Genomic DNA, 22,844 nt, shown 5'->3' with positions numbered 1-22,844 from the left:
TAAATTCTTCTTTAAACAAGGAAGTCACAAAATATGAATGAGATCCGCTACATCGGCTACAGCGCCGTACACCCCAAGGACTTCGTTTTTGACGTTCCCGGAGGTCATGACTGCTGGCTGCTGCTGCTCACACACACACCTGCACTGTTCTTTGTAGACGGCACTCTGCGGGAATATCCGGCAAAAAGCGCCATCCTGTTTGCGCCGCATCACAAAATCTACTACCGCGCCTGTGCGGAGCACTATGAAAACGACTGGATTCGGTTTGAGTCGGACGAAACTTACGTTTCCACCCTGCCGGTACAAGGGGTACCTTTTTCTCTGCCGGACCCAGAGTACTGCCACAATCTGTTCCAGTTGCTGACGTGGGAGCACACCATGCCGAGTGCGAACAGTGAACGCTGCATTGACCAGCTGCTGCGGGTCCTGTTTACAAAGCTGTTTGAAGCATGCTCACGGAAACCCTCTGCACCGCACAGCCATGATTTGCTGCTGCTGCGCAAAGAGATTTACAACAATCCGCAGTACAACTGGACAGTCCCCATCATGGCAAAAAAGCTACATATGAGCGCCGGCTACCTGCAGGTACTTTACAAAAAGATTTTTGAAACATCTTGTATGGAGGATGTGATTGACGGTCGCATTCGCATGGCAAAGGACCAGCTGCTTTACACCGATAAACCCGTTGCGGAAATTGCAGAGCAATGCGGCTACAGCAATGTGGAACATTTCTGCCGCCAGTTTAAAAAAACAGCAGGGATTTCCCCTTCCGCTTTCCGAAAAAGTGCAAATACAACACAGGCAAATTCCGTATCTTTATGATAGGCAATCACGCAGAACAGAGCAATGATATATTCCCACACTTTTTTGACCTTTTCTTAACTTTCTGACAACACAAAACGCATTTCGGCACAGCTTTATCTGCCGCCGAAATGCGTTTCGTTTTTTAAAATGCGTTGTATATTTTTTTTGCGTCTTCCAAATGGTACTGCTCAGTTGCGTGATTGCCCTTTGCGCCGGCAGTAACTAAAATGTATTCTTTTCCGTTCTTCTGTGCCAAGCTGGCAAGGCACAGCCCCGCTTCATTGGTAAAGCCCGTTTTTCCACCCAGAATTTTTCCGCCGGAAATTTCGTTGCTTTTCAGTTTTTGGAACATGGTGCTGACAAATGCAACACCATCCGCATGCTTGTTGGTAGGAGCAGTATTGTACTCCTCTGTGGTAAAAATCTGGCGAAACGTATTGTTTTTCAGTGCGTAGCTGAGCAATACAGCAAGGTCCTGAACAGTTGTATAGTGATTTTCGTTGTGCAGCCCGGTTGTATTTGCAAAGTGTGTACTGCTCATGCCAAGCTGCTTCGCTTTTTGGTTCATCAGCTTCACAAAGCTTTCTTCTGAACCCGCAGCCTTTTCTGCCAGTCCCAGACAGCACTCTGCACCGCTCGGCAGCAGTGCGCCGTACAGCAAGTCCCGCGCGCTTACTTCTTCTTCTCCCTGAAACCCTGCCAGTGACGCATCCGCTTGATAAAGCGGTTTAAACATAGAGGTCGGCAGCACAATTTTTTCGTCGAGGTTCGGCAGATTTTCAATTGCCACAACTGCCGTCATCATTTTTGTAAGTGACGCGGGATAAACTCTCTCTTTGCTGTTTTTATCCAGCAGTACGGAATAATCACTCAGCCGGACTAAAATTGCATTGGGACTGTTAATGCCCACCGACAGTTTTCGAGCGGCCGGTTTTAAAACAATCTGCTGACCGGACATCTCATTCTGTCTGCTGAAAATTTTTCCGCCAATGTTCTGCAGGCTGCATCCGGAAAACGCAACCGCCAGAATGATTGGCAAAATGAGCACGCATCTTAATCTTTTTCTTTTTCTGGTACTTCGCACAAATCCTGCAGCTCCTTGTTTTGGGATTTACTTTTGATTTACTTCTATTAAAACACACATAAAAAAATGATGCTGCATTTTTTCCTTACAAGTTTCTTAAGATTTTCTTACCGCGGAAGTTCAACTATAAAAGCTGTTTGTTCCTCACTGCTTTCAGCATGTATTTTGCCGCCGTGCGCAGTTACAATTTTTTTTGCAATAGCAAGTCCCAGCCCTGCACCGCCGGTATGCGTAGAGCGGGAAGAATCCAGCCGGTAAAATTTTTCGAAAATCATGTCCAATTTCTGCAGTGGAATCACTTCACCGTGACTGATAACTGAAACAACAATATGATTGTCTTCTTTTTCCGCTGTCATGCAAATCTCGCTGTTTTCATAGCTGTAGGCTGCCGCATTTTTCAGAATATTGTTAAACACGCGTGCAAGTTTGTCCGGGTCACCGGTCAAGGTCAAAGTTTCCGGCACCTGCACTGCTGCTGTTATTCCTTTCTGTGCCAGCATCGGATAAAACTCATCTGCCAGCTGCCGCAGCAGCATAGCAAGGTCAAACCTGACTTTCTGCAGTTCAATGGTCTGCAAATTAAAGCGTGTAATATCAAAGAACTCATTAATCAAGTCGTCCAGACGGTATGCTTTTTGGAGTGCAATTCCCGTGTATTTTTCTTTCTGTGCTTCCGGCATATCCGGTGCTTCATCCAAAAGGCACAGATAGCCCACAACAGAAGCAAGCGGTGTTTTCAGGTCATGCGCCAAATAAGTGACAAGATCATTTTTGCGCTGTGCTTCGGTTTGCGCCAGTTCACGGCTGTGCCGTTCCATCTGCTGAATCTGTTCCATCTGTTTTTGAATTTTTGCGTATTTTTCCGGCAGTTCCGGTACTTTCTGTGTCCGCACAAATTCCTGCATGGCATCAGCCAGCTCACAAATGATTTTTCTGGATTTCCAGCGTGCAGCACCATAAGCAACTGCACTGATTATTAAAGCTGCTGCTGTAGCAAGCAAAATCAGGATTGTACCGACTGCACTCCGAAAAGACCACCACATAGCCGACACGGAATTCATCAAATCTGTTAGGCTGACTCCGTTTTTGATGTAGCTTTCGGACTTACTTGTGTCCGGCAGCAGAAAATGCAGTACCCATTCTGAAAACCAGTCAGCGGTTCTGCCGTTTGTCAGCTGGGAGTTATCCCAGAAATAGAGGACTGCCGCTGCGGCAAAAGCAGTGCCAACAGAAATCAGCAGGATTTTTACCAGCACTGGAAGATGAACTTTATGTAATTCACTTTTCAATTTTATACCCTACTCCCCATACCGTCTTAATGTATTTTGGATGCTCGGCAGAGTCCTGCATCTTTTCCCGTAAATGGCGAATGTGCACCATAACCGTATTGCTGTCCCTGCTGTAATATTTCTCTCCCCAGACTTCCCGAAAAAGTCCTTCAGAACTCACCACGTGGCCATAATTTTCGCCCAGCACCCACAAAATTGAAAATTCTGTAGGTGTAAGCTCAAGCAATTTTTCATTCAAGAAACATTCATGCGTATCGCGGTTCAGTACAATTCCGGAAAACTCCAGTACCGTGTCCGTTTTCTCCGGTTCCACTGCATTGTAGTGCTTGCAGCGGCGCAGCTGAGCTTTTACCCGCGCAATCAGCTCCAACGGCTGAAACGGCTTTGTTACATAATCATCTGCCCCCAGCGTCAGTCCGGTGATTTTGTCGATTTCCTCTACCTTTGCTGTCAGCATGATGACTGGAAAATTATAATGTTCCCGAATTTTGCGGCAAATGGAGAAGCCGTCCACATCCGGCAGCATCACATCCAGCACCGCAAGGTCGATTTTTTCTGTATTAATGCACATCAGCGCATCGGTGCCGCTGTAAAACTTGTGTACCTGAAAGCCTTCATTTTTGAGGTACAGTTCCACCAAGTCTGCGATGGACTGTTCATCGTCCACAACCAGAATTTTTTCCTGCATAAGTCGCCGCCCGCCCTTTAAAAACCAAAATCCTTTTTATCATACAACAAATCAGGCCGCGACCGCATCCACAAAAGTCTTAAGATTTTCATAAGATTACAAAAGCAGCGCGCAGCTTACTGATTCATTGTAAAAGGAATTGGAAAAAACGTCAAGAAAAGAGAAACACCGCAGAGCATCATGTTCCTGCAGTGTTTCTCTTTTCTTCTTCTATTTTAATTTAAAGGAATCGTACACTTGTTGTCTGCCGGCGGCAGGTCATTCCACAGCCCGTCAAGAACGTAACGTTCCTTGGCATATGCGATTCTGCCCCAGAGTGAAAGTTTGCTTTCGTCAAACGCCGGACGTTTTGTCGGGTCTTCATCACCGTTGTAATGTGCCACAAAAGCGGAAGCTACCTGATTCGCTATCAAATCTGCGTCATTGCCTACAACATGGTATTTATTCAACACTTCATTTGCCTCATTTAAAATCGTTTTCCGCACAAAGATATCCGCATTTTTCTGAAAATCGGTGCCGGGGTGAATCTCCCCAATCATACGCTCAGTGGAAACATTCAATTTTTTTGCGGAAATCGTACAGTACCGCACCGGGCAGGGTGGTGTAATCATGGAACCTGTTTCAATGTCGTACAAACTGCCGTACGTCCCGAATGTTCCCTCGGTAATGTCCTGTGCATGGTAATGCCCGGTAAACGCCGCCCGCACATGGTAGGAAGCCAGCAGCTTTCCGATGTTCTGATAGTCCTTCACCAAATAATCCGGGTGCAGGCTGCTCTGCCCTTTCCAATGCTCCACAATGCCGTGGTGCTGCATCACGATGACAGCTTTTTTCTGTTGTTCTGCTTTCCCAAGAACACCCTCCAGCCAATTAACCTCTGCCTGCGTCAGTCTGCCGCCAACGGTTTCTGTTCCTCCCGGTTTGTTTTCGCTGTAGCGGCAGCTGTCCAACGCTACAATCCACAGCCCCGCCTGGGGCTGCGCCACATAGCTTAAAGAGGAAGGGTCGCGTAGAATCGCATCGCCGTAGCCACAGTTTTTGTAAATCTCGGCAAACTGCGCAGCGGTAATATTCGGCACTGTGGTTTCCTTGTTCCCCGCGTATCGCACCGCGCCCGGATTGCTGACATCATGGTTGCCGGGAACCACATAAACTTTAATGCCCTGCTTCCTCAAGGCCGAAAGCTGTGCCGCCATTTTCTGATGATTCAGCAGCTCGCCGTCTTTCGTAAGGTCGCCGGTCACCAGCACAAATTTCGCGCCGGAGGCTTCTATTTTCTTCATACCGAAAGAGATAAGTTCCTCACTGTTTTTCAGCAGTTTCCGGTCTGACTCCATGCATTTTTCAAAGGCATTGCCGGCCGTACCGAGAGATGTATCATACAGATGCGTATCGCTGACAACCGCAAATTTGGTATTCGGATACGCTGCGGCCGCGCTGCTGGTGCCGAACTGAAAATTCAAATTTGACAGTCTTTGAAAACCGGCCGCCGCACAAATCGTGCAGACAATCAGCACTGTTGCAACAACCGAAATGATTAGGATTCTGCGCACAGGATGATTTCTCATACGGATCTCTTCCTTTCCCCTATGTTTCATTTCCTTTTATTTTAACCAAAAAGCACACAAACAAAGCCCAGTTCCTGTAAAAATCAGATTAAAGTTCGGTAAAACCTGCATAGTGCAAACAAAAGAAGCAGGCAGAAGCATTTTTTTGCTTTCTGCCTGCCTTTTAAAAGTGTGCGATTTGCGTAAAGTTTTGTGCTTGTAAAGTTTAGAAGCGGTCCTTATTTCAACTCGGTGATGTAGTACAATTTATCAAGTGTTCTGCTATCCAGTTTCTCACATTCCTGTTCCATTTCTATTTGTTCTTTTGTTTTTGGAGCACCCTCTTTGGTAGAAAAATTGGCACTTGCCTTTTCGTACTTCTTTTCAATCTGATGTCCACCTACCTGCCATGCGCGAATTTTGTCCAAGTAGTCCTTTGCAGCATTAAGCTGGTAGCGTGCCTTTTGTGTAGTACCATCCTGAAATACTGCTGTAATAGAAATAATAGTTCCATCCAGCACATTATTGATTTTTACATCCTGAATTGTACGGTCTGGCCCAAGTTCAGAGGAAGTGTCCTCTCCCGCATTTGCACGAGCCTTGATTTCCTCCGCTTCTTTCCGAGTGTATCGTATTCCGTCCTTAATGGACTTCAGCAGTGCATCCTCCTCTGGAGTAATCTCTGCAACGCAGTGGATGCGGTATTTGCTCAGGTCATCTCCAGGTTTTGCAGTAAAGCTAGTAAAAGTTTTTTCTTTCGGCAGATAATCATAGGGATTGTAAGGATAACCTTCGCGCTTAGGATTTCCGCTGATAGCAAATGTGGGTTTCCCGCTGATTTCATATTTCAACTCACGAATGTTTTTGCCATCGCATTTCATCGAAAATACAAAGTCCGTAATTGCACGATGCTTGCCAAACTCTACAATATTTTCCTGACTATAAAAATCAAAGTTTTTAATTGCCTTTGCCCCTGCTGCCTGTACGGTTTTGGTATCGCTACCCGCTGCATAAACTGCTAGACAGAACCAGTTGCCATTGGTATGACTGGCAGCGACGGTTCCTGCTGCACTGGGCTGCACTGGCATACTGCCGTTCTGCATTCCACTGACCAGCACCGCGCCGCACACCACCGCCAGCGCACAGACACAGGCGGTAACACGCCGCAGTGCGGGGTGGCCGTACACCGGGCGGTTTTTGTGTGCCGCAGCAGTGGCAGCCGTGCTCTGCTGTACCCTCGCTTCGCGGGAAGCGCATAAAATGCGGGATTTCAGTTCATTAAAATTTTCTTCACTCATTTGATTCTCCATATGCTTCTTATAAGCATTGTGTAGATTTTTCATGCTGGTTTCCCTCCGGTTTCAATACTGTTTGTTCGCTGTCTGTCAATTCCAGCTTCAACTGTTTACGCGCCCGGTGCAGGCGGGAGTTCACCGCTGTGCAGGTACAGTTTAAAATACCCGCAATTTCTTCACAGGAGTAGCCCTCCGCGTAGTGCAGGTGAACCACCGCACGCAGCTTCGGCGGCAGACTGTCCACACTTTCCCACACATCGTTTTCCAGCGGCGGTGCCTCTTTTTCTGTACGGTTCTCCTCCAGCGGATCGCGCTTGCGATTAAACGCCAGCCGAAAGAAATCCCGGCAGCGGTTCAGCGTCACGCGCAGCAGCCATGCTTTCAGATGCTCCTCGTCAGAAAAAAAATGTATCGTCCTGCAGCAGGCGCAGAAACACATCCTGACAAATATCCTCTGCATCCTCGCTGCGATGTACCTGACTGAGTGCCAGTAGATAAACCGTTTTTGTGAACCTATCCATTGTGTCCCGCAGAAACTCCTCCGAACGCAGTTCTTTTTTCATTTTCTCACCACTCTTTCTCCGCCTTCATCCATAACACGGACGAGCGGCGGAAAAACGTGCATTTATAATTGGAAATTTTCTATTTTTTCTGAAAGCATTTAGAACATATGCAAGGGAACATTTTAGTGCTTTGCCTATATAATGCCATACATGTACAATTATATAGCGATTGCTTGACAGTTTTTAATACTTATAATATAATAATCGTACTGTTAGTATGATTATTATAAAATTACAAAAGGAGCCGTTCAAATGAACCAGAAGAAAATGCTCGCTATTTTGGCGTCCCCGCGCAAAAACGGCAAAGTTGCAGACATGCTCGCCGCCGCAGTGGAACAGGGGGAAAAATGCGGCTATAAAGTTAGCGTAATCAATGTGTATGAAAGACAGATTTCCCCCTGCACTGGCTGCATGGCCTGCCGCAGCGGGAAAAGCTGCCCCATTGCGGACGATATGCAGGAAATTTCGAGCCTGCTGCAGGAAAGCGACTTCACGGTAATCGCCACACCGACTTATTGGGCAAACATACCCGCGCCGCTGAAACTGCTGTTTGACCGTACTGCCGGATTGATGATGTCCGAAAATGCTGCCGGTATACCACACGGAAGGATGAAACCGACACAGAAATTTTTACTGCTGACCGCGTGCAGCACACCGTTTCCGTTTAATTGGCTGTGCGGGCAAAGCAGCGGCTGCATTCACGCCATGTATGAGGTTCTCCACACCTCAGGAATGCGCATGGCGGGCAAAGTGATTCTGGCAGGTTCCAAAGGATTGCAATCAGTCCCGCCAAAAACGATTCGGAAAATCCGGCGGCTGGTAAAATAACTTTGAAACTTATTGGGTTGACGTTTTGTTTTTGTTTGTTAAAATCTCATTTCTTACTTGCTAATAAGGGATTTACATATCAGCCAGAATTGAGCACGACCGTGTGGACGGAACCGTAAATATCCACGCCGAAGGCACTATGAATTCGGCCACTACAAAAATTAACGGTGTAATTCATCGTCCAGCTTCGAGTACCTTTCAGATTCTGCGTTGCAGGTGTTTGAAAGGCACTTTTGCGTTATATTGCTTTTACGTGTAATTAAAATCCGTCATAGTAAAATCCATACATTTTTTGAATTTAAATTTTGAGGTTTTCCAATTCATCAATATTTATATAGCTTGTTTTTATTCAACTAAATTCATTTTTAATGTATAATATATCTATATTTCGAGTAATATTGCTTATTCTTTAAATAGAATTATAGACATTACTGGTATCATGCTATATAATAAATACACTTACATATATTCATAGTTTTAAAATTTGTTTTCGTATTCACAAAAATCTTTATGTGTTTTAACGAAAATAATTTAGAGGAGAATGTTTTTATGAAAACACCTAGTAACACGCAGCCCGCAAAAAGAGAACCAGTATTCTGGCCAAGCTGCTCCTCTCCCTGCTGACTGCAGTAGCCGCCGCAATTATTATTATCCTATTAATCGTTTACAATGCCGGTGCTAACATACTGCTGTCCCGCAGTGAGACCATTCTTTCAAAAAGCAGTGACAGCGTAGTAAATCAAATTAATGGCATGGTACAGGAGAATCTTGCGGCACTGAAGGCACAGCGCACAGCGCTGGAGTACCACTCACCTAAAACGAGTGCCGATACGCTCAGTTTTTTAAAAACTACTGCAAACCAGTACGATGCTTTCTCAAACGGGATGTACATTGGCTATACAAATGGCAAATTCCTGGGCGTTACCTTTACACCTGATGCCAGTTATGATCCACGTGTAAGAGACTGGTACAAGGTTGGTATACAATCAGACGACTTTACCCTGGGGCCTGCTTATTTAGATGCTGACACCAAAAGTTATGTGGTCAGTGCCTCTGCTAAACTGAAAGACAAAAACGGCAATGTCAAAGGTGTTGCCGCAGCAGATATCTCTTTGAGCGCTATTACAAAAATGATAAAGCCGATTACCATTGAAACTACCGGTGGTGCATTTTTGGTGGACACAAAAACCAACACGGTAATTGGTGCCAAAGAAGATTCCGCTGTAGGCGTAACACTGGACAAACAGACCAACGGCATGTACCAGTTTGTGGCAAATGCACTGAAACAGAAAAAAACCGGCATTATCACCTACGGCAGCGGAAACGACAGCATTTATATGGACGTAGCTGCCATTCCGAACAGCAGTTGGACTGCAGTTTCCTATGTTCCCAAAAATGAGATCATGAGTGCACTGGACACGCTGACCCGCACATTGGTAATTATTGCAGCCCTGTCCATTCTGATTCTGATTGCTCTCATTACTCTGCTCGTCGGCCGCATGGTCAACAAACCTGTTAAAGAACTTGACAGCGTTGCCAGAAAAATTGCCGAAGGACAATTAAATGAAAAAATCACTTTCCAATCCAATGATGAGTTTGGCGAGCTGGCTTTCAATTTCAACAAAACAGTTACACGGCTGCGGGATTACGTAAATTACATAGATGAAATCGCCGATGTGCTCAATGAAATTGCTAACAGAAACTTAAATTTCAATTTAAAATATGATTACGCCGGCGAGTTTTCTAAAGTAAAAGTATCCCTGCAAAATATTTCCGAGTCGCTTAGCACCACAATCCGCACGATTCAGCAGTCAGCAGAGCAAGTTGCAAGCGGCTCTGATCAGGTATCTGCAGGTGCACAGGCCCTCAGCCAAGGTGCAACGGAACAGGCCTCTTCTGTAGAAGAGTTGGCGGCAACAATCGATGAAATTTCCATACAAGTACGCGACAATGCCGACAAAGCACTGCACGCAAATGCCAGCATGAAAACTGTGAACAGTCAGCTGCTGGAAAGCAACAGTCAAATGCAGGAAATGATTCACGCCATGTCTGACATCAGCAGCAGTTCTGACCAAATCAGCAAGATCATTAAAACGATTGAAGACATTGCTTTCCAAACGAATATACTTGCACTTAACGCCGCGGTAGAAGCAGCGCGTGCCGGCGAAGCAGGTAAAGGCTTCTCTGTAGTCGCTGATGAAGTCCGCAACCTGGCCAGCAAATCCGCAGCGGCTTCCCAGAGTACATCGGAACTGATTGAGCGCTCACTGCAGGCTGTTGCACATGGTTCACAAATAGCAGATGAAACCGCTAAGTCGCTGCTCAATGCTGTAAATGGTACCAATGAAACCGCCGAAAGTATCAACAAGATTGCAGAAACGTCACACAACCAGTCTGATTCCATTACGCAGATTACGCAAGGAATCGACCAGATTTCCAGTGTTGTACAAACAACGTCCGCTACTTCCGAAGAGTCCGCCGCTGCATCCGAAGAACTTTCCGGTCAGGCTCAGATGCTGAAGGATATGGTTGAACAGTTCCAACTGAGCGGTGAAACTGCAGCTGCTGTCTCTGTCACTGCTTCCAGCACTGCCAGTGTACCGACCACAATAGACAACAGCGCAGATTATGATGGAGTCTCCCAGATGAGCACTTCCAGCAAATACTGATTTTCCGCAAGATATTCAATTAAACAAAAGGGCGGGCAAATCCGAAGTGAAAACTTCGGATTTGCCCGCCCTTTATTGATGAGCACAGTTAATTACTTTTTACGAAAAACAGGAATACAGTCAATCGGCGTACTGCACGTAATCGTTGTACCTCCTGCGTACTCTTTACCACTATACAGTGCACTCCAGTTGCCCTTTGGCAAATAGACTTCTCTGGAGGTCTGGTCAGCGTACAGCACCGGTGCCACCAGATATTCCGAGCCAAACATATACTGGTCACTGATGTTCCAGCACTTTTCATCCTGCGGGAACTCATAAAACATGGTACGCATCATGGGTGCACCTGTTTCATGCGCTTCTTTTGAAAGCTGTACCAAATACGGCTTCAGCTTCAAGCGCAGCTGCAAATACTTCTTCATGATTGCAAATGCCTCTTCGCCGTAGCTCCAAAGTTCATTCGGCTGACCAGTGTACAAGTAGCCTCCGCCAAAGTCTTTGTCATCCAGCGGAGGAATGTTGTGCGGGTCGCGGTCACCGTGCATACGCAGTGCCGGGCAGAACACAGCAAACTGGAACCAGCGAATCAGCAGCTGTACGAAGGCCGGATCACTGCCGTCGCCGTCCATAAAACCGCCAATGTCGGAAGTCCACCACGGAATGCCCGCAAGACCGATGTTCAAACCGCCCACAATCTGATCACGGAAAGCTTCAAAGGTGCTGGGCACATCACCGGACCAGACCAATGCCGCATATTTTTGGCTGCCTGCCCATGCACTGCGCACAAGGTTGACAAAGTCAGAACGATTTTCACTGTGCTGTCCGTCGAAAAAGGCTTTTGTATACAGCAGCGGATAGATATTGCTGACCTTCAGCGCCGGTCCAAGGTAATAGCGGTAATTTGCAAAGTCATACACCGCGTAATCCGGCTCCGCATTGTCCAGCCAAAAGAAATCAATGCCGAACTTTGTGTAATTCTCCTTGCAGACTTTCCAGATGAAGTCCCGCGCTTCTGGATTCATGGCATCAAAGGTAACGCAGTCACCGTTAAAATCGTAGGTCTGAATCGTACCGTGTTCCGTAGTGACCAGCAGACCTTTTTCATACATTTCCTCAAAGTGGCTGCACTTGCGGTCAACCGACGGCCAGACGGAAACCATGACGCGCGTACCCATGGCGTGCAGCTCGTCCACCATTGCTTTCGGGTCAGGCCAGTACTGCGGGTCAAAGCCCCAGTCACCCTGCCGAATCCAGTGAAAAAAGTCAATAACAATAACATCCAGCGGAATGCCGAGTTCCTTGTACTTTCTGGCAACGGTCAGCACTTCCTCCTGTGTGCGGTAGCGCAGTTTGCACTGCCAAAGTCCCAGCACATTTTCCGGCATCAGCGGCGCGCGGCCGGTAACTGCCGTGTAGTTCTGCAAAATGGCTGCGGGCGTGTCGTCCGCAGTAACCCAGTAGTCCATCTGATCCGTTGCTTCTGCAACCCATTCGGTGCAGTTTTTTCCGAAAGAAACTCTGCCCACTGCCGGATTGTTCCACAGGAAGCCGTAACCCAAACTGGAAACGGCAAATGGCACCGTGACCTGTGAGTTTCGCTGCGCCAACTCCAGCACACAGCCCTTTTGATCCAGATAGGGATGCTGGTACTGCCCCATTCCAAAGATTTTTTCACGGTCATCGCTTTCAAAACGCACGTGCAGCTGATAGTCCCCGCCGACGATTGGTGTAAATTCACGTGCGATTACTTTTGTACACCGGCTCTCGCGGCTGACGGTACCGTCATAGCAACGGAAATATTCCTGCAAAATCTGCTCGTCTTCTTTATAAAACGTAAGCACACCGGCAAAATTTACACAGGCACGGATTTTGCCGTTCTGAATGGTTGCCTGCTGTTCTTCAATCGAAATCTCCGGCACAGCCTCCGGAGCGGGCGAAAGCGCCCAGTCACAGCTGTTGAAGCGGCCGAATTTTGCACAGCGCACACGCAGGGCATTGTTTCCCCACGCTTCAATGCGCAAAGTTTCGCCCCGCTTCTGAAAAACGAGCGCATGATTTTCTTTAAAGAAAGACATGATTGCACCTCAATTCAATTTACAGTATACTGATACTATACTGATTTCTAATTCTTAAATCTTGAATAAAATTAACAAGTATTAACACAATCCTGCTGTTTTCAGAAAGGCACAGTCAAAATGGACCATGATTCACTAAAAGAAAAAATACCGCACGGCGATGCCATGTTTCCGCTAATGGTACACGTGTTTGAAACAGACGTCTGCCTGCAGGAACGTATCGTTAGCCACTGGCATGCAGAACTGGAATTTTTGGTAGTTACCCGCGGCTGCGCGGATTTTCACATTGATGCCGAAAATTACCGTGTGCAAAAAGGTGACCTGCTTTTTGTAAACACAAACCGCCTGCACTCTGCCACCGCTGTGGCAAAAGAGCCCTTTTGCTTTTTCGCTGTTGTGTTCAGTCCCTCTCTACTGGGCAATTACGGTAACGACAGCATCTGGCAAAAATACGTGGAACCAGTGCTGCACAACAAGGTCCGTTTCCCGGAACATATTCGGCCGCAGGAAAATTGGGAACAAGAGGTACTTGTTCTGCTCACGCAGGTTCAGAACATCTATCTGCAGCAGGAGACAGCCTACGAACTGCTCCTCAAAGCAAAGCTTTATGAAATGTGGTACCTGCTGTTTGCGCACTCACAATCCGCCCAAGAAGCCACCGGACTCAGCGACTACCGCATTGTGCGCATCAAAGCAGTTTTAAACTATATACAGGAACATTACCGGCAGAAAATCACCCTGGCAGAACTGGCAGCGGAATTTCAAATGAGTGAGGGACAGTTCTGCCGCTTTTTCCGGTCAATGATCAATCTTTCAACAGTGGAATACATTAACTCCTGCCGCATCAGTGAAAGCGGCGTACTGCTGCAGGAAACTGACAAAGAAATCGGTGAAATTGCCGGTTTGGTCGGCTTTAACAATATCAGCTACTTTAACAAAACCTTTCGCAGGTATATGCACTGCTCGCCTACACAGTTCCGGCAAAACGGAAAGCGCAGCGAAACATAAGCGGCAATTACTACTTTCCGTCGCTTTCTTAGCGACTAGTAGTCTTCCTTTATCGTGTAAAAAAGTGCAGGAGGGATGGGAATCCCTCACAAGGGGTCGATTTTCTAACGGAGTTTTGAGCTTTAGGAGAAGGCCTTGGAAGCCTGACTTGCAGGCTCCCAAACCCGCGAGCGCTTCTTATGATATAAGAGCAAGGTCAAGAGAAAGGCCGTGGCGCTACGCGCGCCACACTGCGGTCGCTTTCTAAGAAAGCGATGGAAAGTAATTTCAGAGGTGCACCTTTTTAATCTTTTTCCTCTTTATATGCCGGTTTAATATCAAAGGCATGGTTCATGGGGCCGGCACCGCGACCCAGGTTCAGCATATCGGCAATCGCACCGGAAAGGTAATCTTTCGCGCGCTGTACCGAAATTTCCAAGTCAAAACCTTTGGCAAGGTTCGCCGCGATTGCGGAGGAAAGCGTGCAGCCGGTGCCGTGTGTATTCGGGTTATCAATCCGGCTGCTGCAAAACCACTTTCCAACTCCGTTGTTCCACAAAAAGTCGTTGGCTCCACCCACACTGTGCCCGCCTTTCAGCAGCACAGCGCATCCAAAGCGCCTGCAGATTTCTTTTGCCGCGGCTGCGGTAGTTTCTTCGGAAGTGATTTTAATTTCAGAAAGCAGCTCCGCTTCAGGAATGTTCGGCGTTACCATCTCTGCCAGCGGCAGCAGTCGGGTCGTTAAAACAGAAACCGCAGCTTTCTGCAGCAGTCTGAAACCGCTGGTAGAAATCATCACCGGATCCACCACAACATGTTTCGCGTGATACTGGGTAAGCTTTTTCGCAGTTACCGCAATCAGATCACTGGAAGCCAGCATGCCGATTTTTACAGCATCCGGAAAGATATCGGTAAAAACAGCGTCCAGTTGTTCCGCCAAAAACTGCGGCGGAACCTCCAAAATATCCGTTACGCCAGTCGTGTTCTGAGCAGTCAGCGCAGTAATGGCACTCATTGCGTAAACACCGTTCACCGTCATGGTTTTCAGGTCTGCCTGAATGCCGGCACCTCCGCTGGAATCGCTGCCGGCAATCGTCAATGCTGTTTTCATTTTGTATGGTCCTTTCTGTTCAAAACATTACTTTCCATCGCTTTCTTAGAAAGCGACTGGGGGTGCGGGGGCAACGCCCTCCGCGACCTGCTCTTGACTTTAGCAGCATGAGAAGCAGGTCTGGGCTGCAAGCCCAGGGCCTTAGTAATTATGAGCATTGCTCTAAGGAAGCGACAGAAAGTGATTTTTCAATTATGCATTACTTTGTTGGACTGCTATAGAAAGTGACGGAAAACACAGTTTGTCTTTTCTCTACATCCTTTTTTCAGTATAAAGCAGAAGCCGCCGCACTGCAACCCGGTTTCGACGCGAATTGACAAACCTGCCTTTGCGTGATATCATAGGCAGGAAAACAGGGGAGCCGAAAGGCTGAGAGGAAGCGTTTGCTTCGACCCTTCACCTGATGTGGGTAATGCCACCGTAGGAAGTTATCGCAGACTTTTTAGGGGCATCCATGCGTGGGTGTCCCTTTTTTCATGAACTTTTGGAAAGGAGTGCAGAAAAATCCGCTGCCCTGATGCGTCAGGAAACAGATGAAGGGGGAGCGCCCTGCGTCTGGCAGCAGCAAAACAACCAAATAGCGAGGGAGCCCGTGTTTCGGGTTGAGAGGAAACTTTTCAGTTTCGACCGCTTTGCAGATTCTGCTGCACAAAAGCTGTTTGGGATTTTTCTGCCCTTTGCATAAACCTTTAAAGACTGAAATGCGGCAGCTGCAAAGAAGCAGTCTGTCGTTTTTGCTTTAAAGGAGTGTAAAAGCCGTATGAAAAAAAGTCATGTATTAAAAATGGTCACCATGGCATTCATGATAGCCGTTGGTGTTGTCATCTCGCCAATCCTGCGCATTGAGGGGATGTGCCCCATGTCCAGCCTTATCAACATCACGTGTGCGGTCTTGTTTGGCCCATGGTATGCGCTTGGGTGTGCTGTGATTATCGGCATTATCCGAATGACGCTGATGGGCATTCCGCCGCTTGCGCTGACTGGTGCCGTATTCGGCGCAGCACTTTCAGGTATTTTGTACCGCATTTCCAATGGAAAGCTGATTTTTGCCGTACTCGGCGAAGTAATTGGTACCGGCATCATTGGGGCAGTCGTTTCCTACCCGATTATGACGTTCCTTTGGGGCAGAGCGGGGCTTACCTGGATTTTTTACATCCCGATGTTCACCGGAGCGACCCTGATGGGCGGCGCAATCGCATTGCTGTTCCTAACTGCTCTGCAGCGGGGCGGCACGTTAATAAAAATGCAAAAAAGTCTGGGGGCAAAAATCTATGCACGTCCAGCCAAAGTCAATCTCTGAATTATTGGATATCCGCCAGCAGGTACAGGATACTGCCCCCTTGATTCACTGCATTACAAATCCGATTTCCATCAACGACTGCGCCAACGTCATTTTGGCAGTTGGAGCAAAGCCGATTATGGCGGAACACCCCAGAGAAGTCAGCGAAATCACGGCAGCCGCACAGGCAGTGGCATTGAACCTCGGCAACATCACCGATGCGCGCATGGAATCCATGCTGCTTTCCGGCCGAACCGCAAAAAAGCAGCAGATCCCCTCCATACTGGACCTGGTGGGCATTGCCTGCAGTTCACTGCGGCTAGACTATGCCAAGCACCTGATTGCGGAGTGCCGCCCAAGCGTCATCAAAGGCAATTTTTCGGAGATAAAAGCTCTCTGCGGCGTACCAAACGCCTCTGTTGGTGTAGATGCCGGCACGTATGACCGCATTACATTGGGAACCGCACCGCAGGCCGGCAGCCTGCTCAAGCAGCTTTCCGCACAAACAGGCGCCGTTGCCATGGCAACCGGCGAAGTAGACCTAATTTCTGACGGCACCCTGCTTTGCGGAATTTCCAACGGGTGCAGCCGGATGTCGCTCGTAACCGGCACCGGCTGCATGCTGACAGCACTGACAGCAGCTTTTCTTTCGCAGGGAGATGCGTTCGGCAGCGCTGTCCTTGCCGCTGCCATGTTGGGAATTGCAGGAGAGCTTTCGCAGGAGGTTCCCGGTGCAGGCAGCTTCCACATTGCTCTGTTAGACCACCTTTCCTGCTTATCGAATCATGTTATTTTAGAGAGGATACACAATACATATTTTGAATGGAAAAGGAAGCAGCCAAAATGAAAATAGATCTCACCCTGTACCTCGTCACCTGCAGTGACGGACTTTCTGAAAAAGACTTTCTCACAAAAGTGGAGCAGGCCTGCCGTGGTGGAGTGACTCTGGTGCAGCTGCGGGAAAAAAAGAAATCCACCCGCGAATACCTGCACCTTGCAAAGGCCGTAAAAGAAATCACAGATGCTTACGGGATTCCCTTGATTATTGACGACCGCGCGGATATTGCGGTTGCCTGTGACGCCGCCGGCGTGCACATTGGGCAGGAAGATTTGCCTGTTTGGGCTGCCAGAAAAATCGTCGGCAATGATAAAATCGTGGGTACTTCCGCAAAAACCGTTGCGCAGGCACTCGCCGCCCAAAAAGGCGGTGCGGACTACTTGGGTGTTGGCGCAATTTACCCAACCACAACCAAAGTAATAACCACTTTAACCCCGATTGCCGTACTCAGTGACATCTGCCGCGCGGTTTCTATTCCCGCAATCGCCATCGGCGGACTGAACCTCGGCAACTGTCAGGCTTTAAAAGGCGTGCCGATTGCCGGAATCTCAGTGGTCTCCGCGATTATGAAATCTGAAAATCCGGAAGCCGCTGCACAAAAGCTTCACGCCGCAGTTTCCGACCTGCTGAATTGATACAATATTGAAAGGGCATTTCCCACGGCTTGTGAGCTGTGAAAAGTGCCCTTTCATTTTACGCTTTTTTCTGTGCCTTTCGGTAACGGTAAATAATCCCCCGCAGCCGGTCATAAGGAATGCCCAGTTCTTCCGCAGCCTGCTGATAAGTCAGCTCCCTGCTCTGGATTTTCCCATAAACCTCCACAAAGCCTTCCGGCAGCGCATTCGCCCTGCGCCCCAGGTGCCTGCCCTGTGCTTTTGCAATGGCGATTCCCTCCGCCTGCCGCTGACGGATAAATTCCCGTTCCGCCTGCGCTACATAGGACAAAAGCTGCAGCACAATGTCTGAAATCAGGGTACCGATTAAATCTTTGTTGGTTCGCGTATCTAAAATCGGCATGTCCAAAATCACGATGTCCGCGCCCTTTTCCTTAACAATGTAACGCCATTCCTCCTGAATGTCATCATAGTTGCGGCCGAGGCGGTCGATAGACTTTACAACCAGCACATCCCCACGCCGAATTTTTCTTCGCAGCTTTTGGTACTCCGGCCGGTTAAAATCCTTGCCGGACTGTTTGTCTGAATAAAGGTTTTTCTCAATGATACCCCAGCGCAGCAACTCTGCCCGCTGCCTTTCGTTGTTCTGTTCCAGTGTGGATACCCGCATATATCCATAAAAATTCTGCATAAAAAGACCTCCCTATCTATTTTATCATGATAGGAAGGAAAATTTTATTCTATACAATTTATCCATTCACGGAACGTATACGTTGTGTGTAACGTTTGTAAATTTATTTGGATATAATAATACAGGTTTATTTTATGCCATAATTAGTAAAAAATCAACCTTTTCTTTGCATATTTTACTGAACGTACACACAACGTATACGTTTTGTGTAAAACCCGGTAAGCTCAAACGGGTATTTTCGGGCTTCAGTGAGGTAATGGAATGCCAGACAGAAAACGTGAATTGCTGAACGAACTAGCCGACAGTGCCGGTGCAGTCTACTTATCCGATTTGCATCAGATTTATTACAGTCATTTGATTGCACGGAAATTAAAATATATAGATGCAAACGCATATTCCCTAAAAGAGTGGACGGATACTGCCAATTACATTTTAGGCACCCATGATTCTTTTTCATCGCCTGCCCAATGCCGTCAGCATTTATTAAACGTTCTTTCAAACTTTCAGGTTAGTAAAAACTAGCTGTAAAATTGAATTCTTTAAGCTGTATGCTTTTTGCATACAGCTTTTTTATTGCCGTTCATTATGTAATCCGGTATTTTGTGTGTCACTTCTCACATAACGTTGCCACTTTGTCTGTTAAAAATATTCAAAATAAACGAAACGCAACATGTTTCTAAGATTATTTATATTTAAGGTGGGTGCCACAGAATTTATAATGAAAGCATGAGGTCAGGCAACAGGGTCTGACCAAATAGAAAAATTCAGGAGGTAGTTGTAATTATGAAGAAAGTTCTTGCAGCAGTTCTGGCCGGTGCCATGCTCACCGCCAGTATGGCAGGGTGCAGCGGTACTGCATCTTCCTCATCCAGCAGCAAAGCCGCTTCCGACAGTAAAGCCGACAGCACAGCGGCAACATCCACAGCCAGCGCAGAGGATGAAGCACTGACCTGCACGCTGAACGTTTGGGGGCCTGCAGAGGACCAGGCGAAAGACAAAGGCAACTGGCTGCCAACCACGTGCGAGCAGTTCAAAAAGCTGCATCCAAAGTGGAACATCACGTTTAAATACTCCGCCTGCAGCGAAGGTGACGCAGGCAAGACCGTTACGCAGGACCCCTCCGCGGCCGGTGACGTGTACTTCTTCGCAAACGATCAGATCAATACATTGATTTCAGCAAACGCGCTGTCCGAGCTGGGTGGTTCCACCGTGGATGAAATCAAATCCAGCTGCTCAAAAGAAATCATTGACTCTGTTACTGTGAAAGACAGTGTTTACGGAGTGCCTTTCACAACCAACACCTGGTTCATGTATTACAACAAAAGCAAGTTCTCTGACACAGACGTAAAGAGCCTTGACGCAATGCTGAAAAAAGGCAAGGTCGCCTTCCCTATTTCCAACTCCTGGTACCTGCCGGCATTCTTCATTGCAAACGGCTGCACTATGTACGGTGATAAGGGCACAGATGAATCTGCCGGCATTCAGTTTGGTGGTGACAAGGGCACAGAAGTCACCAAGTACTTAGCCACTTTGGTAGCAAACCCGAACTTTAAGAATGACGCTGACGGTTCCGGCCTTGCAGGCCTGCGTGACGGCAGCATTTCCGCTTATTTCTCCGGCTCTTGGGATGCAGCTGCTGTAAAAGAAGCACTGGGCAGCAACTTTGGTGCAGTTTCTCTGCCGACTGTGAACATCGGCGGTTCTGAAAAGCAGCTCAAGAGTTTCTCCGGCTCTAAAGCAATCGGCGTAAACCCGAACACCAAAAACCCACAAGTCGCGGTTGCACTCGCAAAGTATCTGGGCGGCGCAGATGCACAGCGCAGTCACTACAAGCTCCGCAGCATCGTTCCCTGCAACACCGAAGTTCTGAAGGATACTGACATTCAGAAAGATGCTATGGTCACTGCACAAAACGAAACCTTTGAGAAGACCTCCATCATTCAGCCCTTTGTTGCTTCCATGAAGGACTTCTGGACCCCCACCGAAAACTTCGGCAAAGCCCTTATCAGCAAAGAAATCACAAAGGACAACGCAGCTTCCAAGGTAGAGGCACTGACCAAGGCCTATAAGAATCCTGTTTCCTGATTTCTGCTGACTGCATTGGCTGTAAACTCTCTTATATTTTCATTCGATGCTGGTCGGAAATTCCGGCCGGCATTTTTTAAATTCATATTTGGCAGCTGTCTGCGGAAATCCCGGCAGCTGCACAGAACGGAGGAAATCATTGTGGAAAAAGTTTCTGCAGCAGCACTGCCGCTTATGCGCTCTAAAGAATCCATGTCTGCAGCACCCATAACGCTGAAAAACGCGGCTTGCAATGGGGACTGGAAAACACGCGTTTCTTTTCTGGTCATGGGCTTTGGCAACCTGATGCATCGCCGGATTGTTAAGGGACTTATCTATCTTTGCGCAGAAGTGGGCTTCATCTGGTTTTTGATTGCGAACGGCCTGCACTGCATCTTCATGCTGCCCTCGCTTGGTGGAAAGGCCCAGCAAAAGGTATGGAATGAAGCAAAGGGCATCTATGAGTATACTGCAGGCGATAATTCGCTGCTGATTTTACTTTACGGCGTTGCCAGTGTAGCAATCATTATTCTATTCGCTTTATTTTGGGCTTCTTCTGTAAAAAGCAGTTATAAAGCACAGTATCAGCAGGAACATAACAAACACATCAGCACTTTTACAGAAGATGTACGTGACTTGTTTGACAGGAACCTGCACAAACTGCTTATGCCGCTGCCACTGGCCGGCATCTTTGCCTTTACCCTGCTGCCGCTGGTCTTTATGATTTGCATGGCCTTTACCAACTACAGCAAAGAGGGCGACCACCTTATCCTGTTTGATTGGGTCGGGCTGAAAAACTTTAGCACCGTGCTGAATTCCAGCGGTACCATCGGCCAAACCTTCTGGTCTGTGCTCGGCTGGACGCTGGTATGGGCAGTAGCCGCAACGTTCTTAAACTACATTCTCGGCATGATATTGGCAATCGTAATTAACCGCAAGGATACCCGCTTTAAAGCCTTCTGGCGTTTCTGCTTTGTACTTTCCATTGCGATTCCACAGTTTGTTTCCCTGCTGATTATGCGCACCATGCTGCAGCCGGGCGGTGCAGTGAATGTACTGCTGCAGAACGCCGGGCTTATCAGCAGCCCGCTTCCGTTTTTTACGGATGCCACCTGGTCACGCCTTACGGTGATTATTATCAATCTGTGGGTCGGCATTCCGTTTACGCTGCTTCAGGTCACCGGAATTTTGCAGAACATTCCAAAGGAACTGTACGAGGCAGCCAAAGTGGACGGTGCCAGCAGTGTTGTCATTTTCTTTAAGATCACACTGCCCTATATGCTGTTCGTCACCACACCCTACCTAATCATGACCTTTACCGGCAACATCAACAACTTCAATGTCATCTACCTGCTCTCCGGCGGCGACCCGACACCGGTTGGCTACACTGCCGGCAAGACCGACCTGCTGGTCACCTGGCTTTACAAGCTGACCGTTGACCAGCAATACTACAACCTTGCCTCGGTCATCGGCATTCTGACCTTTGTGGTTATGATGGTCGTATCCCTGATTACCTACCGCAGAAGCGGCTCCTACAACAATGAGGAGGCTTTCCAGTAATGAAGAAAAAACGCAGCATAAAAAAGCACGTAACCAATTCGATTGTACATATTATTCTTGCCATTTTGGCGGTTATTTGGGTGTTCCCAATCTTTTGGATTGTTATGACCAGCTTCCGCGCCGAAAAAGGCTCCTACATTTCCACCTTCTTCCCGAAAAGCTACACAACCGCAAACTATGTAAAGCTGTTTACCGACACGCAGGTGCTCAATTTCCCGCGTATGTTTGCAAACACGCTGATTATTGCCATTTTTTCCTGCATTATTTCCACCTTCTTTATTCTTTCCATTGCGTACTGCATGTCACGGCTGCGCTTTCGCATGCGCAAACCCTTTATGAATGTTGCCATGGTGCTGACCATGTTCCCCGGATTTATGTCCATGATTGCCGTATACTTCATTTTAAAGGCAGTTGGCCTTTCGGAGGGTTCCATGATTCGTGTGGCACTGATTCTGGTTTATTCGGGTGGTGCCGGGCTTACGTTTTACATAGCCAAGGGCTTTTTCGACACAATTCCGAAAACACTGGACGAAGCAGGCTACTTGGATGGCTGCACACGCTGGAACGTCTTTACCCGTATTACCATCCCACTGAGCAAACCTATTATTGTTTACACAGTCATACAAAGCTTTCTGGCACCGTGGCTGGACTTCATTTTTGCCAAGGTTATCTGCCGCGCCAACGCCGATTACTACACAGTTGCGATTGGCCTGTGGAAAATGCTTGAGAAAGAAAACATTGATAACTGGTACACCTGTTTTGCCGCCGGTGCAGTGTGCGTATCCATCCCCATCGCCATCCTGTTCCTATTTGTCCAACGGTACTACACCGAGGGGCTGACCGGCGCGGTAAAGGGATAAC

At 47.7% G+C, this 22,844-nt stretch carries 21 protein-coding genes and 1 riboswitch; of the genes, 11 read left to right on the top strand and 10 right to left on the bottom strand.

The window, feature by feature from the left end; genetic code table 11:
* Positions 1-33 precede the first annotated feature (33 nt).
* Positions 34-822 (top strand): helix-turn-helix transcriptional regulator, encoded by a 789-nt coding sequence (locus H6X83_RS02555; RefSeq protein WP_212507610.1) that lies wholly within the window; start codon positions 34-36, stop codon positions 820-822.
* Between the two features lie 124 nt (positions 823-946).
* On the opposite strand, the gene H6X83_RS02550 is transcribed toward H6X83_RS02555, so the two are convergent.
* The 7 genes from H6X83_RS02550 to H6X83_RS02520 form a co-directional block, all read right to left on the bottom strand.
* Positions 947-1,843: a D-alanyl-D-alanine carboxypeptidase family protein gene (locus tag H6X83_RS02550; RefSeq protein WP_246419462.1), complete on the bottom strand. Its 897-nt coding sequence runs from the start codon at positions 1,841-1,843 to the stop codon at positions 947-949.
* A gap of 152 nt (positions 1,844-1,995) precedes the next feature.
* Positions 1,996-3,177 (bottom strand): sensor histidine kinase, encoded by a 1,182-nt coding sequence (locus H6X83_RS02545; RefSeq protein WP_246419461.1) that lies wholly within the window; start codon positions 3,175-3,177, stop codon positions 1,996-1,998.
* Positions 3,167-3,865: a VanR-ABDEGLN family response regulator transcription factor gene (vanR, locus tag H6X83_RS02540; protein ID WP_212507609.1), complete on the bottom strand. Its 699-nt coding sequence runs from the start codon at positions 3,863-3,865 to the stop codon at positions 3,167-3,169. The genes H6X83_RS02545 and vanR overlap by 11 nt, the downstream gene beginning before the upstream one ends.
* 215 nt (positions 3,866-4,080) lie before the next feature.
* A complete protein-coding gene (locus tag H6X83_RS02535; RefSeq protein WP_212507608.1) occupies positions 4,081-5,433 on the bottom strand; it encodes a metallophosphoesterase in 1,353 nt (450 codons plus the stop codon).
* Positions 5,434-5,651: 218 nt separating this feature from the next.
* Positions 5,652-6,755, bottom strand: coding sequence for a hypothetical protein (locus H6X83_RS02530; protein ID WP_212507607.1), 1,104 nt, complete (start codon positions 6,753-6,755; stop codon positions 5,652-5,654).
* Positions 6,730-7,146, bottom strand: a complete 417-nt coding sequence (locus H6X83_RS02525) for an RNA polymerase sigma factor (protein WP_212507606.1) — start codon at positions 7,144-7,146, stop codon at positions 6,730-6,732. The genes H6X83_RS02530 and H6X83_RS02525 overlap by 26 nt, the downstream gene beginning before the upstream one ends.
* Positions 7,103-7,270 (bottom strand): sigma factor, encoded by a 168-nt coding sequence (locus tag H6X83_RS02520; protein WP_212507605.1) that lies wholly within the window; start codon positions 7,268-7,270, stop codon positions 7,103-7,105. The genes H6X83_RS02525 and H6X83_RS02520 overlap by 44 nt, the downstream gene beginning before the upstream one ends.
* A gap of 252 nt (positions 7,271-7,522) precedes the next feature.
* Between H6X83_RS02520 and H6X83_RS02515 the strand changes: the two genes are divergently transcribed.
* Both H6X83_RS02515 and H6X83_RS02510 read left to right on the top strand, forming a co-directional pair.
* On the top strand, positions 7,523-8,098 hold the full coding sequence (locus tag H6X83_RS02515) for a flavodoxin family protein (protein WP_212507604.1): 576 nt from the start codon (positions 7,523-7,525) through the stop codon (positions 8,096-8,098).
* A gap of 752 nt (positions 8,099-8,850) precedes the next feature.
* Positions 8,851-10,767 carry a methyl-accepting chemotaxis protein gene (locus H6X83_RS02510; protein ID WP_246419460.1) on the top strand — a complete coding sequence of 639 codons (1,917 nt, stop codon included), beginning with the start codon at positions 8,851-8,853 and terminating at the stop codon, positions 10,765-10,767.
* 92 nt (positions 10,768-10,859) lie between these two features.
* On the opposite strand, the gene H6X83_RS02505 is transcribed toward H6X83_RS02510, so the two are convergent.
* Positions 10,860-12,839: a glycoside hydrolase family 31 protein gene (locus H6X83_RS02505; protein ID WP_212507603.1), complete on the bottom strand. Its 1,980-nt coding sequence runs from the start codon at positions 12,837-12,839 to the stop codon at positions 10,860-10,862.
* 120 nt (positions 12,840-12,959) lie between these two features.
* Between H6X83_RS02505 and H6X83_RS02500 the strand changes: the two genes are divergently transcribed.
* A complete protein-coding gene (locus H6X83_RS02500; RefSeq protein ID WP_212507602.1) occupies positions 12,960-13,847 on the top strand; it encodes an AraC family transcriptional regulator in 888 nt (295 codons plus the stop codon).
* A gap of 283 nt (positions 13,848-14,130) precedes the next feature.
* Here the strand turns inward: H6X83_RS02500 and thiD are convergent, their stop codons facing one another.
* On the bottom strand, positions 14,131-14,937 hold the full coding sequence (thiD, locus tag H6X83_RS02495; protein WP_212507601.1) for a bifunctional hydroxymethylpyrimidine kinase/phosphomethylpyrimidine kinase: 807 nt from the start codon (positions 14,935-14,937) through the stop codon (positions 14,131-14,133).
* A gap of 344 nt (positions 14,938-15,281) precedes the next feature.
* Positions 15,282-15,381, top strand: a riboswitch (TPP riboswitch).
* A 316-nt stretch (positions 15,382-15,697) separates the two neighbouring features.
* Here thiD and thiW point away from each other — a divergent pair.
* The 3 genes from thiW to thiE are packed head-to-tail and all read left to right on the top strand — an operon-like array spanning position 15,698 to position 17,689.
* The gene (gene thiW / locus H6X83_RS02490) at positions 15,698-16,237 is read left to right on the top strand and encodes an energy coupling factor transporter S component ThiW (RefSeq protein ID WP_212507600.1); all 540 of its coding nucleotides are present in this window, start codon (positions 15,698-15,700) and stop codon (positions 16,235-16,237) included.
* Positions 16,238-16,241: 4 nt separating this feature from the next.
* Positions 16,242-17,063 carry a hydroxyethylthiazole kinase gene (thiM, locus tag H6X83_RS02485; RefSeq protein ID WP_212508468.1) on the top strand — a complete coding sequence of 274 codons (822 nt, stop codon included), beginning with the start codon at positions 16,242-16,244 and terminating at the stop codon, positions 17,061-17,063.
* Positions 17,060-17,689, top strand: a complete 630-nt coding sequence (gene thiE, locus H6X83_RS02480) for a thiamine phosphate synthase (protein ID WP_212507599.1) — start codon at positions 17,060-17,062, stop codon at positions 17,687-17,689. The genes thiM and thiE overlap by 4 nt, the downstream gene beginning before the upstream one ends.
* A gap of 58 nt (positions 17,690-17,747) precedes the next feature.
* On the opposite strand, the gene H6X83_RS02475 is transcribed toward thiE, so the two are convergent.
* Positions 17,748-18,359, bottom strand: coding sequence for a recombinase family protein (locus H6X83_RS02475; RefSeq protein ID WP_212507598.1), 612 nt, complete (start codon positions 18,357-18,359; stop codon positions 17,748-17,750).
* A gap of 261 nt (positions 18,360-18,620) precedes the next feature.
* On the opposite strand from H6X83_RS02475, the gene H6X83_RS02470 reads away from it, so the two are divergent.
* The 4 genes from H6X83_RS02470 to H6X83_RS02455 all read left to right on the top strand — a co-directional run bounded on the left by H6X83_RS02470 (position 18,621) and on the right by H6X83_RS02455 (position 22,843).
* Positions 18,621-18,881, top strand: a complete 261-nt coding sequence (locus H6X83_RS02470) for a hypothetical protein (RefSeq protein ID WP_212507597.1) — start codon at positions 18,621-18,623, stop codon at positions 18,879-18,881.
* Positions 18,882-19,142: 261 nt separating this feature from the next.
* Complete coding sequence (locus H6X83_RS02465; protein WP_212507596.1) at positions 19,143-20,444, top strand: extracellular solute-binding protein; 1,302 nt, start codon at positions 19,143-19,145, stop codon at positions 20,442-20,444.
* Between the two features lie 141 nt (positions 20,445-20,585).
* Positions 20,586-21,983, top strand: coding sequence for a carbohydrate ABC transporter permease (locus H6X83_RS02460; RefSeq protein ID WP_343063132.1), 1,398 nt, complete (start codon positions 20,586-20,588; stop codon positions 21,981-21,983).
* A complete protein-coding gene (locus H6X83_RS02455) occupies positions 21,983-22,843 on the top strand; it encodes a sugar ABC transporter permease (protein WP_212507595.1) in 861 nt (286 codons plus the stop codon). The genes H6X83_RS02460 and H6X83_RS02455 overlap by 1 nt, the downstream gene beginning before the upstream one ends.
* Position 22,844: the final 1 nt, after the last annotated feature.

Source organism: Caproicibacterium amylolyticum, assembly GCF_014467055.1.
In the GTDB taxonomy this organism is placed as follows: domain Bacteria; phylum Bacillota; class Clostridia; order Oscillospirales; family Acutalibacteraceae; genus Caproicibacterium; species Caproicibacterium amylolyticum.
This window is presented reverse-complemented; position numbering and strand designations above follow the sequence as displayed.

Excerpts from the sequence above, each read along its gene's own strand:
- H6X83_RS02520 (WP_212507605.1), bottom strand. The coding sequence starts at position 7,270 with ATGAAAAAAGAACTGCGTTCGGAGGAGTTTCTGCGGGACACAATGGAT.
- H6X83_RS02555 (WP_212507610.1), top strand. The coding sequence starts at position 34 with ATGAATGAGATCCGCTACATCGGCTACAGCGCCGTACACCCCAAGGAC.
- thiD (WP_212507601.1), bottom strand. The coding sequence starts at position 14,937 with ATGAAAACAGCATTGACGATTGCCGGCAGCGATTCCAGCGGAGGTGCC.
- H6X83_RS02525 (WP_212507606.1), bottom strand. The coding sequence starts at position 7,146 with ATGTGTTTCTGCGCCTGCTGCAGGACGATACATTTTTTTTCTGACGAG.
- H6X83_RS02515 (WP_212507604.1), top strand. The coding sequence starts at position 7,523 with ATGAACCAGAAGAAAATGCTCGCTATTTTGGCGTCCCCGCGCAAAAAC.
- H6X83_RS02475 (WP_212507598.1), bottom strand. The coding sequence starts at position 18,359 with ATGCAGAATTTTTATGGATATATGCGGGTATCCACACTGGAACAGAAC.
- vanR (WP_212507609.1), bottom strand. The coding sequence starts at position 3,865 with ATGCAGGAAAAAATTCTGGTTGTGGACGATGAACAGTCCATCGCAGAC.
- H6X83_RS02535 (WP_212507608.1), bottom strand. The coding sequence starts at position 5,433 with ATGAGAAATCATCCTGTGCGCAGAATCCTAATCATTTCGGTTGTTGCA.
- thiE (WP_212507599.1), top strand. The coding sequence starts at position 17,060 with ATGAAAATAGATCTCACCCTGTACCTCGTCACCTGCAGTGACGGACTT.
- H6X83_RS02470 (WP_212507597.1), top strand. The coding sequence starts at position 18,621 with ATGCCAGACAGAAAACGTGAATTGCTGAACGAACTAGCCGACAGTGCC.
- H6X83_RS02455 (WP_212507595.1), top strand. The coding sequence starts at position 21,983 with ATGAAGAAAAAACGCAGCATAAAAAAGCACGTAACCAATTCGATTGTA.
- H6X83_RS02500 (WP_212507602.1), top strand. The coding sequence starts at position 12,960 with ATGGACCATGATTCACTAAAAGAAAAAATACCGCACGGCGATGCCATG.
- thiW (WP_212507600.1), top strand. The coding sequence starts at position 15,698 with ATGAAAAAAAGTCATGTATTAAAAATGGTCACCATGGCATTCATGATA.
- H6X83_RS02465 (WP_212507596.1), top strand. The coding sequence starts at position 19,143 with ATGAAGAAAGTTCTTGCAGCAGTTCTGGCCGGTGCCATGCTCACCGCC.
- H6X83_RS02530 (WP_212507607.1), bottom strand. The coding sequence starts at position 6,755 with ATGAAAAATCTACACAATGCTTATAAGAAGCATATGGAGAATCAAATG.
- H6X83_RS02505 (WP_212507603.1), bottom strand. The coding sequence starts at position 12,839 with ATGTCTTTCTTTAAAGAAAATCATGCGCTCGTTTTTCAGAAGCGGGGC.
- H6X83_RS02510 (WP_246419460.1), top strand. The coding sequence starts at position 8,851 with ATGGTACAGGAGAATCTTGCGGCACTGAAGGCACAGCGCACAGCGCTG.